Here is a 13,461-nt window from a genome sequence, read left to right on the forward strand (position 1 = left end):
TCGTCGCAGCCAGGCGCTGGTGGTCGGTGGTCCATCGAGCGAAAGATGGCAAGCCGCCCGGCCAGTGCACGCGGACCATGACATCGGCTGGAACGCGTCGTCTCGACGCTGCTGGCGCCCTGAAGGGGTAAGCCAGTTCCTGTCTCTCCGCTTTTCTTCTCCGGCATCCCGCCCATCCGGTGGTCGGCTACTTGAGACTGTCCATCGTCATTCCAAGGGTTCATGCCGGCGCTGCATCCCGGGTGTCGACCAAAGCATGTGACAACATCCTGGCTGCAGGGTGCTTCAGCGGCTTACATCGCGTTTCGTCTGTTCCTCGGAACCAGAGGGCTCCTGCCAGGGAAGTAGGGGAGCCGCTAGCCTGCTCTCCTGCGGTCGGCTGATGTACTGCATCACGCAACGCAGGCGCGCACGAGAAGGCTTGTGAAGTCGGAAGTGGTGCGTCGTCGAGCACGCGCCACGATTGCCCAGTAGCCTCCATCGGGTGGCGTCTCGATCAGGGTTTATTTCTTCCCCAATCCTGGCATGCGGCTCAGACGCGCCGCTACTGCATAGGGCGTCTATTTTCTTCTTTCTCAGCAATGGCTTACCCAAAGGTGAGCATAAAAGCAGCGACCTTTCTTGAACATTCTCGATGTGCTGAATCACGCATGACGATGAAAATTAAGGCTTTTCTTGGCTTGTTCTTGGGTTTATCCGAAGGTAATGGCGAAAGTCTTACGTCAATATAGCAGATTTCTTACATTAGATTGAGATTTGTCTTATGGAGTTAGTTTTGTGGAATGTTTTACCTGATACTCCGCTTTTTTATTGACGTTGACTTGTATCGAATGACGCCTATACATTAGGCACGTTCGCCCTTCGCAGAGGGTGTTCTTACGTTGGCAAAAGCGAAGCCAATGGCTTTCCTGTCAAACATATGGCCACCACAGGACGTTGGGTGAACCAAGGAAATTCCTTGAGCGCTCAAGGTAGAAAGAGGTCTGGCATGCCTCGCGCTGTCGGCATCTTCGAATAGCAAGGAGACTATAGTCCCATGGCAACACAAGCATCATTGGATCTGGTTCAGAAGCTCTACGTGGCCTACTATGGCCGCCCTGCGGACGCCGCCGGTCAGACCTACTGGGCTGAGCAGATCGACAGCAAAGGCGCTGACGCCGTCATCAACGACTTCGGTAACTCCGCCGAATACGAAGCTCGCTTCGGCGACCTGAGCAACGAGGAACTGGTCAACAACTTGTACCAGCAGCTGTTCGGCCGCGACGCCGAGCAGGCCGGCCTTGACTACTACGTGGGCGAGCTCGAAGCGGGTGACACCACTCTGGCTGCCATCGCGCTGGAAGTTCTGAACGGTGCCCAGAACGAAGACGCCGATGCCGTCAACAACAAGGTGGAAGCCGCTCAGGCCTTCACCGACGCCGCTGGCAGCGACTACGCCGGTGACGACGCTGCCGACTATGCAGCCGATTTCCTGTCTGACGTTGATGCCGACACCGACGTATCCTCCCTGGACATCGACGGCGCTGTCGCCGACATCCCGGCCGATGACGGCGGTGACACCGGCAACACTACCGGAATCGACTTCGTCACTTCTGGCAGCAATGCTGGCCAGTTCGGTGTCTATCAGGCTGATGCCGATGGCAGCCTGGGCGAGCAGGGCGAGTTCGACGGTTCCCCTGGTGCTGCCTTCGTGCGCAGCAGCATGGGTAACAGCGATGTTACCGACTTCGAAGGTAACGGTGCCCAGCAGGTCGTCAACATCGGCAAGGCCGAGTGGGACGCCGCCGGCCAGGTCGCGACCAGCTCCAAGGACTACACCTTCAACGTCAGCAACCAGATCGGTGCCGACGAGATCTACGAAGGCCTGTTCCTGAGCCCGGTGCTGACCGCCGAGGACCGCACCGCCAACTCCCAGCTGTTCATCGACCTGCTGGACCTGCGTACTGCCGATACCGCGCGTCCGCTGGGCGATCTGCCGGTCAACGGCTTCCGCTTCACCGTCGACGGTGAGCAGGTCGTGCTGCAGTCCGAAGATATCTTCAACGCCGAGACCTATCCGCAGCTGCTGACCGCTGTCCAGGACGCCCTGGCCGCCAGCGACGATCCGCTGCTGGCCGGTTTCGAAGCGAGCCTGGGCGGTGAGTTCCAGGCGACCGACGACAACGGCAAGACCGTGTCCGGTACCACTCTGGTGCTGACCGACAAGAACGGCGGCGTCATCGAGGAAGGCAACTTCACCTACAGCGAAGACGCTTCTGCCGGTGGCTTCACCCTCTACGGTGAGCAGAGCATCGAGGCGCCGCAGAACATCCAGGAGCTGATCGAGACCAACCTCGACCTGGACAACGTCGGCTATGGCTCTCAGGGTGCCACCGTCAACCTGGTCGGCCAGTCCGAGTCCGACAAGGGCGTCGAGCAGATCAACGTCGACTCCGAGAATGGTTCCTGGCTGACTCGTCTCGAGTCGCACAGCGGGCAGGACTTCCTCAAGGAAGTGAACCTGTCCGGTGACGGCTACTTCAAGGTCGGTTCCCAGGACGGCGACACCGTCCATGGCCTGGAAAGTCTGCAGGCGGGAGAAGGTAACTTCGGTCTGGTCGACGTTCAGGACTTCAACGGCGGCGACTTCGGCGGCGAGATCAAGCTCAGCGGCCTGATCACCGAAGAAGTGATCGAGCGTGACCTGAACGCCACCGACGATGCCGTCGATCCGAAGGACGACAACGCCACCTTCAACTACACCACCGCCGCCGGCGACGACCAGATCTCTCTGGCCATCGACAGCGACGTGCTGGCGCGTGAAGACGTCAACTTGGTGATCGACAGCGGCGCCGGCAACGACGTCGTCGAGACCCTGGTGTATGACGATGCCCAGAACGACGACTACGACATCAACGATCTGACCGACCAGCAGTTGAACGCCAACCACACCATCTCCACTGGTGCGGGCGATGACGTGGTGCGTACCTGGGGTCAGGGCGATGCCGTGATCGGCACCGGCACCGGCGACGACGTCGTCTATGCCGACAACTCCGGCCTGATGACCGGCCGCGATCGCTGGGAGTTCAACTCCACCGCTGCCGCCGGCGCTCTGCCGAACGGTCAGTCCAACAGCGATGTTGATCTGTCTGGCGGTGCCAACGGCGTGGGTCAGACCTTCGGCGTCGAGAACGATGCGACCGTTCAGGTGCAGGTGACCTTCAAGGGCCACCAGTCCGTCTGGATCGACGTGCCGACCACTCGCACTGCCGATAACCAGGACGACGAGATCAGCACCCTGCAGGTCAATCAGGCCATCAAGGATGCGGTCAACAACGACCACGTGCTGGCCAACCTGCTCGAGGCCACCGACGGTGACGGCAACATCCTCGACATCACCTCGTTGATCGACGGCAACAACCTGGACGAGCTGAACGTCGCCTTCCGCGACAGCAACGCCGATACCAGCGCCGACCTGAGCGAGATCGAAGCGATCTACGCCGAGGAAGCCGGCAATGGTGCCACCGCTGCCGCCCAGAACGTTGGCGGTGTCGATAGCGCTGCCGAGAGCGACAACACCATCGCCGCCGGCGAAGGTAACGATGTAGTGGTTCTGGGTACCGGTGCCGACAGCAACGATACTCTGGTGCTGCAGGACAACTTCGGCAGCGACGACATCGTCAACTTCACCTCTGGTGATGACACCGTCGCCAACCGCGATATCCTGGACTTCACCAGCTATGGCGTGAACAACGGTACCGTTGGCAGCAACGACTACGACGTGGCCAATGACGAAGTGAACGTTGTCACCTTCGCGGCTTCTGACTTCGATGCTGACACGAACTTCGGCAACCTGAACGCTGACGACATCCGTGATGCCATCGGCAGCACCGTCGATAATGGTCGTGTCGACAGCATCATCATGGTCGAGCACGCCAACAACGCCGGTCAGTACAAGGTCTTCGACCTGAACTCTGCCAACAACTCTACCGATTACACTGTCGACCTGGTCGGCACCCTGGACTTCGGTGAGTCTCAGGCCCTGGCCGACGCCAACATCGCCTAAGATGACGGCAGCGCCATCTCGCTCAGCGGAATGGCGGTCAGGTTAGACCGGGGTTTCTACCCCAAGCCCCCGCTCAGCCCGCTGAGCGGGGGCTTCTTGTTGTGATGTACGAGAATCGGCGGCCTTGGCCGCCCCGATCCGGGAGAGAGCATGTCCCGCTATATGCCCATAGAGGCCGATCTTCATGCCCATGCTGGCTGGCTTCCCTACACGGATTATCAGTTCGCCGCCAGCGATGCCTTGGCACCGGTCACTCTTGAGGAGGTGCCCCACGTACTCAAGGCCGTCCCTTTGGCGTTTCGTCGCCTCGACGGAGGTCCTTACCAACTGGTCGCCGTACAAGCCTTGACCGGTGGTTTGAATCTCTGTGTCGCGCCCGATGGTCGATGGCTCAGCGGCTATGTGCCGGCCTGTTATCGCGCCCATCCCTTTCGTCTGCAGCCCTGCGAGGACCGTCGCCAGTGGCGGCTTTGCGTGGATGTCGAGAGCGGGCTGTGGCTCGATGATGCCCGTCATCAAGGTGAGCGCTGCTTCACCGAGGCGGGCGTCGAGTCATCTCGGATGGCCAATATTCGAGCCTTCCTGGAGAAGCTGATACGCGGCCGGGTTCTGGCGGCTCGAGCGGTCAAAGCCCTGGCGGACGAGGGGCTGATTCAGCCTTGGCCGCTCCAGACCCAGGACGAGCATGAGCAGACTCGAAAGGTTGAAGGGCTTTATCGCATCGACGAGCCGGCCCTCAATGCACTACCTGCGGATCGTCTTGCTGCACTGCGTGATGCCGGTGGGCTGAGCCTTGCCTATGCACAGCTGTTTTCGCAGCATCGGCTGGATCAACTGGCACAGCTGTACCGCCTCCGTCATGCGGTATCGCCACCGGCCGAGAGTCTGGATGAGTGGTTCGAAGGTGATGAAGAGCTATACTTGGATTTTGACAGTTAAGACTCGATTCTATGTCTCCGAATCAAGTGTATTTTTTCAGGCTTTTGGATCTTGAATAACCACCAATGTCAGGCGCATAATTTGATGGCGTCATGGGTGTGGTGGTGATGTCACATTATTTTACTTTTCCGATAGAAGGAGTGCCTTATGGCCAAGGAAGATAATCCTACGATCACTATCGATGATAAGGAATATCCGCTTTCCGAGCTCTCTGATGAAGCCAAATCCCAGGTAGGAAACCTGCGGGTGACCGATCAGGAGATTACTCGTCTGGAGCAGCAGCTGGCGATCCATCGCACGGCGCGCAATACTTACTCTCGTGCCCTTGCTGCAGCGTTGCCGGATGCGCCGGAGGCCAAGGGCGCCAAGTGAGCCTCGCACCCAACGTCTCGCGACAGTGAGCCGCTAGCCGGCACTGCTTGACAGGGGCTAGGCCCATGTCATCGAGACTCTGCTACCCAACAGGCCAGGAGTTATCTCCTGGCCTGTTTTCGTCGTGGCTCTGGAATGTGGGTCTTGAATGTGGGTCTGGAAGAGAGAAGGGTGTGGTCCAGTGGCAAGTGAATGGAGCCTTGCAAAGACGTTTATTTCGGAAAGGGCTGCGTGTCGTCATGCATCATGCGGGGATTGATGCCGTGATATGCCTGAGTGTCGCCCTGACGGTTAAGGCACTGGACACCGTGGCCACCGCGTCTTGGATTCGCCAGATAATCAAGGGGCGCTCGCTGACCTGGCGATGAACGAGTCCGAGGAGTATATCGCCGCTAACGAGACCCCGGTGCAGGCAACTAAGTGGTTGCCGTGGGTATCGGCCTCGAAGTGCTGGATCCGTCGAGCCTTGGCTTTAACGCCCAGCTCTTCGCGGAAGATCGAGACCAAGCCGAGTCGTTCGTACGGCTTTATGGCAGCCGAGGCGAGGGTCGATGCCGGCCTTCAGCAGTACGTTGAGGATGACTTGGTTGGTGGGCTGCAGGATCTGGAAGGCTATCTGCTTGGCTAGAGGCTTGAAAGGGGTGGGGAATGAATGGGCCGTCGAGTATGATGGATGCCATATTTCCTTACTGCGACGAGGCAAGGATGCGTTCCTCCAATATTGCCTATCTGCCACGCCTGGATCACCTGCGCTTTCTGGCCGCTGGACTGGTGTTGGCATTCCATCTCTATCACTACTTCTTCCACGGCTGGAATCCTAACCCTGAAGCGGCCGTTATAGGTTTCATCGTCGAAGGGCATACAGGAGTGGCATTGTTTTTTACCCTGTCTGGCTTTCTGTTTATGCTGATTGCCATGCAGGGCGGTATCGCCTATGGTCGATTCCTGTTCAACCGTATACTACGTATTGCGCCTCTCTTTCTGGTGGTTTTCTATCTGGCTATCACTCTAGGACGTGATGAATTTGCGGCCAGTGACTTTCTTTATGTGCTGTTTTCGAATATCGGTTCACCTCCTACGTCGGATTTCTTCGTGACTGGTGCAGCCTGGACGATTTCGGTCGAGTTCACCTTTTACTTGATTTTCCCTTTCCTGGCGGCGTTCTTCCTGGCTCAGGGCTGGCGCTATCTGTTAGGAGTGTTGGCTCTATTGATGCTCTTCAAGATCGTGATCTTTACGCAGGTCGATGATCCGATTCACGTTTTGTATTCCACCCTACCAGGTCGGCTGGATCAGTTTCTGATCGGTATGGGGGCGGCGCGTCTCTATCATGACTATCGAGACCGCATGATGCGTGTTGCTTGGCCTTTGATGATATCCGCCGTTGTGGCCATCTATAGTCTGCTGTTCGTTCTGGCTCGTCATGCCAGTTGGATGAGTGAAAATCGGCATGAACCGCTCTGGCTCGCATGGTCTGGGTTGGAAGCGATCGGTTGGGCGTGGTTGATTCTGGGATATCTGGCCTTGCCACCGATGCGTGGCCGTGTGGCTGAGCTGACAGCCAGATTCGCTGAATATGGGGGGAGCGTTAGCTATTCGCTGTATCTGTTGCACGCCAGCGTATTGCTGCTGATGCAAGAAGGGTGGGGAGTGTTACGCCCTAGTCCTTGGTTCGCCATTAACTATGGCGTCAACCTTGCGCTGGCTTTCGTGCTGTGTCTGGGGGTGGCGGCATTGAGCTTTACAGTGATCGAGAAGCCTTTCCTTGGCCTGCGGCGCCGTTATGTCGCTAAGCCTGACATGAGGAATCAGGGCAGTTTGCCCGCAGAAGAACAGAAGAGTCTTGCTTAAGCAGGGAAAGCCTACGATGCAGTGCCGATTCGGATAGTTGGCGGCAGCGGGTAAGGTTGGGCGCCTTTATGCATCTATTATTGTGGGGTCGTGTCGTGGCTGAACAGCAGAACCTGACGATCCGCATCGATGACAAGGAATATCCGCTGTCCGACCTCTCTGATGACGCTAAATCCCAGGTAGGCAACCTGCGGGTGACCGACCAGGAGATTTCTCGTCTGGAGGATCAGTGGGCGATCCATCGCACGGCGCGCAATACTTCCTCGCGTGCCCCGCCTGAAGCCTTGCCGGATGCGCCAGAGGCCAAGAGCGTCAAGTGAGCCTCGCCCAGCGTCGTCATGGAGCGCCCAGGGCTGGGAGAGAGTGGATGGGTCGGTGCCGAGGGGCATGGCAGGAACAGATATGGAGAAGGCGGATACCCATGAGCCTCGCTCGAGAGAGCGAGGCTCGAGACATCCGGGGGAAGGCGGATCAGGGGGTGATGCGCCGACTCGCGTCGGTGAAGCCCATCAGCGAGATGTTCAGGTCGCGACGGTTGCCGCGTGGTCCGATCAGACTCAGGGTGGCGTTGCTGCCGCCACGCAGCTGCTGCAACAGCGACGGCTCGAGCGGCAGGTCGGCGCGGCACCCCGGCTGGTCACAGACCTGGTAGGGGAAGGGCACGCCTTCACCGCCGCCCACGCTGAGCTGCAGGCCGGGCGCCAGGCGTACACCCAGCGGCAGCAGGAAGGTCATGATCGGGGTTTCGGCCTGCGGCGGTTGGGCAATGATCACCCGCATGACGGGCTGGTTGTCGTCGGGATTATTGACCAGTTGAGTCATGCTGCAGGGGGCGTTCTGGCCGCCGGTGGGGCAGCGCACTTCCCACTGTTGAAACTGCTCGCTCTCGTAGTTGTTGCCGGCACCTTCGCTGGAGGCGGTGGACTGGGCGAGGCTCGTGGAGGCCCAGGCCATCAGGCACAGCAGGCCGGCGAGGCCCGATACGAGTCGTTTGGACATGGTGGTTCACTCTCCTTGCGGTTGGCGCTCGTGGGCCACGCGACGCCGGTCGGCGCCCGGGCGTGGTGGTAATACCATGCCTGGAACCGTCCGCAAGGTCGAGTCCCACAGGCACTGTGGCATCGTGCAACGATGACGCCCCCGGTGGGGCAAGATGCCCCTCCGAGGGCGTCGGTGATGATGCCAGAATGGCTCAGGCGACCTTGCCCAGGCCCAAGGCGCGCTGCTCCTCGCGTAGGCTCTTCACTAGCCCCACACACATGACCAGCAGTACCAGGTTGAAGGGCAGCCCAGTGGCCACCGCTCCGGCCTGGAGGGCGCCAAGCGCCTTGTCGCCGCCGCCGTAGAGCAGGATGCCGGCGATCACCCCCTCCAGGGTGGCCCAGAACACGCGCTGGGAGCGGGGAGCATCGACCTTGCCGCCGGCGGTGATGCTGTCGATGACCAGTGAGCCCGAGTCGGAAGAAGTGATGAAGAACACCAGCACCAGCACGATGGCCATGCTGGAGGTCAGGGTGGTCAGCGGCAGGTGCTCGAGCATCTGGAACATCGCCAGCGACACCTCGCCGATGCCGTCAGCCAGCGCGCCGACCCCCGCCTGTGACTGGGCCAGGGCATTGCCGCCGAAGGCGCTCATCCACACCACGGTCACCAGGGTTGGCACCAGCAACACCGCCATCAGGAATTCGCGCACCGTGCGGCCCCGGGAGACCCGGGCGATGAACATGCCGACGAACGGTGACCAGGAAATCCACCACGCCCAGTAGAACACCGTCCAGCCGTGATACCAGGTGGTGTCTTCGCGACCGATCCAGTTGGAGAGCGGCAGGATATGGCCCAGGTAGGCCAGGCTGGTGTCCCACAGGCCATGAACGAACATCAGGGAGGAACCGGTCAGGATCACGAACAGCAGCAGCGCCAGGGCGATCACCATGTTGATGTTGGAGAACAGCTTGACCCCGCCGTCGATGCCACGCCACACCGAAAACAGTGCAACGGCCGTGACCCCTACGATGATGGCGATCTGGGTGCCCAGGGTGTTGGGGATGTCGAACAGGTAATTGAGCCCACCGGCGGCCTGGGTGGCGCCGAAGCCCAGTGAGGTGGCCAGGCCGAAGATGGTGGCCAGCACCGCCAGGATGTCCACCAGGTGGCCGGGCCAGCCCCGAACGCGATCGCCGAGTAGCGGGGTGAAGGCCGAACGAAGGGTCAGCGGTAGTCCGCGGTTATAGGCGAAGAATGCCAGTGACAGGCCAACCACGGCATAGATGGCCCAGGGGTGTAGGCCCCAATGGAACATGGTGGCACCAATGGCGGCGCTGGCGCCCTCAGGGGTTCCGGCAGCAGCGTTCAGCGGCGTGCCGTACCACTCGGTGTAGTAGGCCACCGGCTCGGCCACGCTCCAGAACATCAGGCCGATGCCCATGCCGGCGGCGAACAGCATGCTGAACCAGGAGACCAGCGAATGCTCCGGCCTGGCGTCGGGGCCGCCCAAGCGGATGCGCCCCAGGGGAAGCACGATCAGCACCAGGCACAGGATCACGAAGATGTTGCCGGCGATCATGAACAGCCAGTCGAAGTGGTCGATAGCGAAGCCGCGTGCCGCGGTCAACTGAGTGTTGGCGGCGTCGGGGTAGACCAAGGCGTAGAGAATGAAGCCGAGAATGGCCAGCGCGGATAGCGGAAAGACGGGATTGTGGAAGTCCAGGCCCAATATCTGCTTGTTGTCCTGGCCCGGGGCCAGGATGGGGTCGTCATCGTGGATCATGGATGGTCCTCGGTTGTTGTTGTGTGTCGCCACGGGCGACGCCGCACATTCTTGGCGCGATGGACGAAAGGAGAGTGTCGTGGAAACGACCTCGGGATAGGCGCCTGCACCATGGCGACGAGGATGTCTCGAACAGGCATGGCGACGTCTCTTGGGGAATATTCCGTAGTGGCTCAGGCGCCTATGGTCGGATAGCGGAGTGCCGCCGACCGATCCAACAACACGAAGGAAGCCAGCCACATGAGTGCAGCCAATCGCGGAGTCGTCTATAAGGGCCCGGGTGAAGTCGCCGTCGAGTCCATCGCCTACCCGGAACTCGCCTTGGGTGATCGCAAGTGCGAACACGGCGTGATTCTCAAGGTCGTCACCACCAACATCTGTGGCAGCGACCAGCACATGGTGCGCGGCCGCACCACCGCGCCCTCCGGTCTGGTGCTGGGGCACGAGATCACCGGCATCGTGGTCGAGTGCGGCCGCGACGTGGAATTCCTCCATCCGGGCGATCTGGTCTCGGTGCCGTTCAACATTGCCTGCGGTCGCTGCCGCAACTGTAAGTCCGGCCAGACCGGCATCTGCCTCAACGTCAATCCGGCGCGTCCCGGGGCCGCCTACGGCTACGTCGACATGGGCGGCTGGGTCGGCGGCCAGACCGAGTACGTCATGGTGCCGTACGCCGACTTCAACCTGCTGAAGTTCCCGGACGCCGACCAGGCGATGGAGAAGATCAAGGACCTGACGCTGCTGTCCGACATCTTCCCGACCGGCTTCCACGGCTGCGTCACCGCTGGCGTTGGCCCGGGCTCCACCGTGTATATCGCCGGTGCCGGTCCGGTGGGCCTGGCCGCGGCGGTCTCCGCCCAGCTGCTGGGGGCGGCCTGCGTGATCGTCGGTGACATGATCGAGGAGCGCCTGGCCCAGGCCCGCAGCTTCGGCTGCGAAACCATCGACCTGACCGAAGACGGCGACATGGCCGACAAGATCGAGGTGATTCTCGGCGAGCGCGAGGTCGATGCCTTCGTCGACTGCGTCGGCTTCGAGGCCCATGCCTGCGGTTGCAACCACGGCAAGGAAGCGCCGGCCACGGTGCTGAACTCGGCGATGTCGCTGACCCGCGCCGGCGGCCAGATCGGCATTCCGGGGCTGTACGTGACCGAGGACCCGGGCGCGGCGGACGAGGCGGCCCAGCAGGGCAGTCTGAGCATGCGCTTCGGGCTGGGCTGGGCCAAGTCGCACAGCTTGCATACCGGGCAGTGCCCGGTGATGAAGTATCACCGTCCGCTGATGCAGGCGATCCTGTTCGGCAAGGTCAACATCGCCGACGCGGTCAACGTGCAGATGATCACCCTGGACGAGGCGCCGAAGGGCTATGCCGACTTCGATGGCGGGGCGGCGAAGAAATTCGTCATTGATCCCCACGGCAGCGTGGCGGCCTGAGGGGCAGGGCGGCGAGCCATTCAGGGTTATCGATCCCCACGGCAGCGTGGCGGCCTGAGGGGCAGGGCGGCGAGCCATTCAGGGTTATTGATCCCCACGGCAGCGTGGCCGCCTAAGCAAGCACTGATTCATGGCTGTGCTCTCGTTGAGCGCAGCCATGACCCTGCAGACGGCGCCCTTCGGGGCGCCGTCTTGCGTCGGAACCTTGCCGAGAGCGACATCGGCATATCTGTCGTCCCGCCTGTTGGCGTCGTCGACGTTGCGAGCCACACATGGTGGTGCCAATCTTGCGGTAGGCACGATGATCGCGGCGAGCCCCACCATGAGCGTCCAGAGCGTGACCCCCAGGCGCCGCTTTCGCGGCACTCCTCGCGGCCGGGAGCTCGATCCCGCCGCACTCGATCGGCTGCGCCAATGGCTCGGCGATGAGCGCGAGGAACCCGAGCGTCGCCGCCGCGATCTGCTGATCGAGCATCTGCATGTGATCCAGGGTCAGCGGGGGCATCTCGCGCTCGCCGACCTGCGGGCGCTTGCCGCCTACATGAACCTGCCGATGGCGGCGGTCTACGAGACTGCGACCTTCTATGCCCATTTCGACGTGGTCCACGACGATCAGGCGCTGCCACCGGCGATCACGGTGCGGGTCTGCGACTCGCTGTCTTGCCAGTTGGCCGGAGCCGACGCCCTGAAGGCCTTGCTCGAAGCCGGCAACGATCCCGCCGAGGTGCGAGTGCTGAGAGCCCCCTGCATGGGGCGCTGCGACATGGCGCCGGTGGTAGAGGTGGGCCATCGTCACGTCAATCACGCCACCCGTGAGGCGGTGGAGGCGGTGATCGATACCGGCCACTTCCACCCCGAGGCGATCCTCTGGCAGCGGCTCGATGCCTATCGCGCCGGTGGCGGCTACCGCCTGCTGGTCGATTGTCGAGATGGTCGGGTGACGGCGGAGGCGCTGCTGGCCACCCTGGAGCGCGCCAACCTGCGCGGCCTGGGCGGTGCCGGCTTTCCCACCTTCAAGAAGTGGCGTTCCGTTCGCGACGAGCCCGGTCCGCGCTACTGCGCGATCAACGCCGACGAAGGCGAGCCCGGTACCTTCAAGGATCGCCACTACCTGGAGCGTGAGCCCCACCGGGTTCTCGAAGGCGCGCTGCTCGGCGCCTGGATGGTGAATGCCGAGGCGCTCTACATCTACCTGCGCGACGAATATCCTGGCCTGCACCGGGTGCTTGGCGAGGCCATCGCCGAACTGGAGGCCGCCGGTCTGGCCGAGCCTGGCTATATCGTGCTGCGCCGCGGTGCCGGGGCCTATATCTGCGGCGAGGAGTCGGCGATGATCGAGTCGCTGGAAGGCAAGCCCGGCAAGCCTCGCCATCGCCCGCCGCTGGTCGCCCAGCGGGGGCTGTTCGGCCGGCCGACGCTGGTCAACAACGTCGAGACCGTCTACTGGATTCCTCGCCTCTGGCAGGAGGGCGCCGAGGCCTTCGCCGGCGAGGGGCGTCACGGCCGTCAGGGGCTGCGCAGTTTCTCGGTGTCCGGACGGGTGAACCGGCCCGGCGTGCATCTGGCGCCGGCGGGCATCACCCTGAACGAGCTGGTGGCAGAGTATTGCGGTGGCATGGCCGAGGGGCATCGACTGGCCGGCTACCTGCCCGGCGGTGCCTCTGGCGGCATCCTGCCGGCGTCCAAGGCGGATATCCCGCTGGACTTCGACACCCTGCAGGAGCACGGCTGTTTCATCGGTTCGGCGGCGATCATCGTACTGTCCGACCACGACGACCTGCGTGCCGTGGCCGCCAACCTGATGGCGTTCTTCGCCGACGAGTCCTGCGGCCAGTGCACGCCCTGCCGGGTGGGCACCGAGAAGCTGCTGACCCTGATCGAGCGCGATAACTGGCAGGCGGCCGACCTGGAACGGCTGGCGCGGGTCATGATGGATGCCTCCATCTGTGGCCTCGGCCAGGCGGCGCCTAATCCGGTGCTGAGTCTGCTGCGCGACTTTCGCGATGCGCTCGCCGACCAGAACGTTATCGTGAGGGGGTAGGGAGGGCACGTC

10 protein-coding genes are annotated in these 13,461 nt (G+C 61.9%); 8 read left to right on the forward strand and 2 right to left on the reverse strand.

The features are described from left to right. Nucleotides 1–1,036 precede the first annotated feature (1,036 nt). The 6 genes from ACGTN6_RS05480 (at nucleotide 1,037) to ACGTN6_RS05505 (ending at nucleotide 7,527) form a co-directional block, all read left to right on the forward strand. Nucleotides 1,037–4,045: a DUF4214 domain-containing protein gene (locus tag ACGTN6_RS05480; RefSeq protein WP_394590284.1), complete on the forward strand. Its 3,009-nt coding sequence runs from the start codon at nucleotides 1,037–1,039 to the stop codon at nucleotides 4,043–4,045. A gap of 150 nt (nucleotides 4,046–4,195) precedes the next feature. Continuing rightward, the gene (locus tag ACGTN6_RS05485; protein ID WP_394590285.1) at nucleotides 4,196–4,984 is read left to right on the forward strand and encodes a SapC family protein; all 789 of its coding nucleotides are present in this window, start codon (nucleotides 4,196–4,198) and stop codon (nucleotides 4,982–4,984) included. A 147-nt stretch (nucleotides 4,985–5,131) separates the two neighbouring features. Then, complete coding sequence (locus ACGTN6_RS05490; protein WP_394590286.1) at nucleotides 5,132–5,356, forward strand: DUF6447 family protein; 225 nt, start codon at nucleotides 5,132–5,134, stop codon at nucleotides 5,354–5,356. A 364-nt stretch (nucleotides 5,357–5,720) separates the two neighbouring features. After that, on the forward strand, nucleotides 5,721–5,984 hold the full coding sequence (locus tag ACGTN6_RS05495) for a hypothetical protein (protein WP_394590287.1): 264 nt from the start codon (nucleotides 5,721–5,723) through the stop codon (nucleotides 5,982–5,984). 77 nt (nucleotides 5,985–6,061) lie between these two features. After that, entirely contained in the window at nucleotides 6,062–7,207 is a 1,146-nt protein-coding gene (locus ACGTN6_RS05500; protein ID WP_394590288.1) for an acyltransferase family protein, read from the forward strand. Between the two features lie 95 nt (nucleotides 7,208–7,302). Then, entirely contained in the window at nucleotides 7,303–7,527 is a 225-nt protein-coding gene (locus ACGTN6_RS05505) for a hypothetical protein (protein WP_394590289.1), read from the forward strand. A gap of 151 nt (nucleotides 7,528–7,678) precedes the next feature. Here ACGTN6_RS05505 and ACGTN6_RS05510 read toward each other — a convergent pair whose 3' ends face one another. Next, nucleotides 7,679–8,206, reverse strand: a complete 528-nt coding sequence (locus ACGTN6_RS05510) for an invasion associated locus B family protein (RefSeq protein WP_394590291.1) — start codon at nucleotides 8,204–8,206, stop codon at nucleotides 7,679–7,681. A gap of 193 nt (nucleotides 8,207–8,399) precedes the next feature. After that, complete coding sequence (locus tag ACGTN6_RS05515; protein WP_394590292.1) at nucleotides 8,400–9,974, reverse strand: BCCT family transporter; 1,575 nt, start codon at nucleotides 9,972–9,974, stop codon at nucleotides 8,400–8,402. 240 nt (nucleotides 9,975–10,214) lie between these two features. On the opposite strand from ACGTN6_RS05515, the gene fdhA reads away from it, so the two are divergent. Continuing rightward, nucleotides 10,215–11,408: a formaldehyde dehydrogenase, glutathione-independent gene (fdhA, locus tag ACGTN6_RS05520; RefSeq protein ID WP_394590293.1), complete on the forward strand. Its 1,194-nt coding sequence runs from the start codon at nucleotides 10,215–10,217 to the stop codon at nucleotides 11,406–11,408. Between the two features lie 322 nt (nucleotides 11,409–11,730). Next, nucleotides 11,731–13,449, forward strand: coding sequence for an NADH-ubiquinone oxidoreductase-F iron-sulfur binding region domain-containing protein (locus ACGTN6_RS05525; protein WP_394590294.1), 1,719 nt, complete (start codon nucleotides 11,731–11,733; stop codon nucleotides 13,447–13,449). The last annotated feature ends 12 nt before the right edge of the window (nucleotides 13,450–13,461 follow it).

The sequence above is a fragment of the Halomonas sp. B23F22_20 genome (assembly GCF_043496985.1).
Taxonomy (GTDB): Bacteria; Pseudomonadota; Gammaproteobacteria; order Pseudomonadales; family Halomonadaceae; genus Halomonas.

Bases quoted from the DNA above. Each gene is read 5' to 3' on its own strand.
- ACGTN6_RS05490 (WP_394590286.1), top strand. From the start codon at position 5,132: ATGGCCAAGGAAGATAATCCTACGATCACTATCGATGATAAGGAATAT.
- fdhA (WP_394590293.1), top strand. From the start codon at position 10,215: ATGAGTGCAGCCAATCGCGGAGTCGTCTATAAGGGCCCGGGTGAAGTC.
- ACGTN6_RS05525 (WP_394590294.1), top strand. From the start codon at position 11,731: ATGAGCGTCCAGAGCGTGACCCCCAGGCGCCGCTTTCGCGGCACTCCT.
- ACGTN6_RS05500 (WP_394590288.1), top strand. From the start codon at position 6,062: ATGCGTTCCTCCAATATTGCCTATCTGCCACGCCTGGATCACCTGCGC.
- ACGTN6_RS05480 (WP_394590284.1), top strand. From the start codon at position 1,037: ATGGCAACACAAGCATCATTGGATCTGGTTCAGAAGCTCTACGTGGCC.
- ACGTN6_RS05485 (WP_394590285.1), top strand. From the start codon at position 4,196: ATGTCCCGCTATATGCCCATAGAGGCCGATCTTCATGCCCATGCTGGC.
- ACGTN6_RS05495 (WP_394590287.1), top strand. From the start codon at position 5,721: ATGAACGAGTCCGAGGAGTATATCGCCGCTAACGAGACCCCGGTGCAG.
- ACGTN6_RS05510 (WP_394590291.1), bottom strand. From the start codon at position 8,206: ATGTCCAAACGACTCGTATCGGGCCTCGCCGGCCTGCTGTGCCTGATG.
- ACGTN6_RS05515 (WP_394590292.1), bottom strand. From the start codon at position 9,974: ATGATCCACGATGACGACCCCATCCTGGCCCCGGGCCAGGACAACAAG.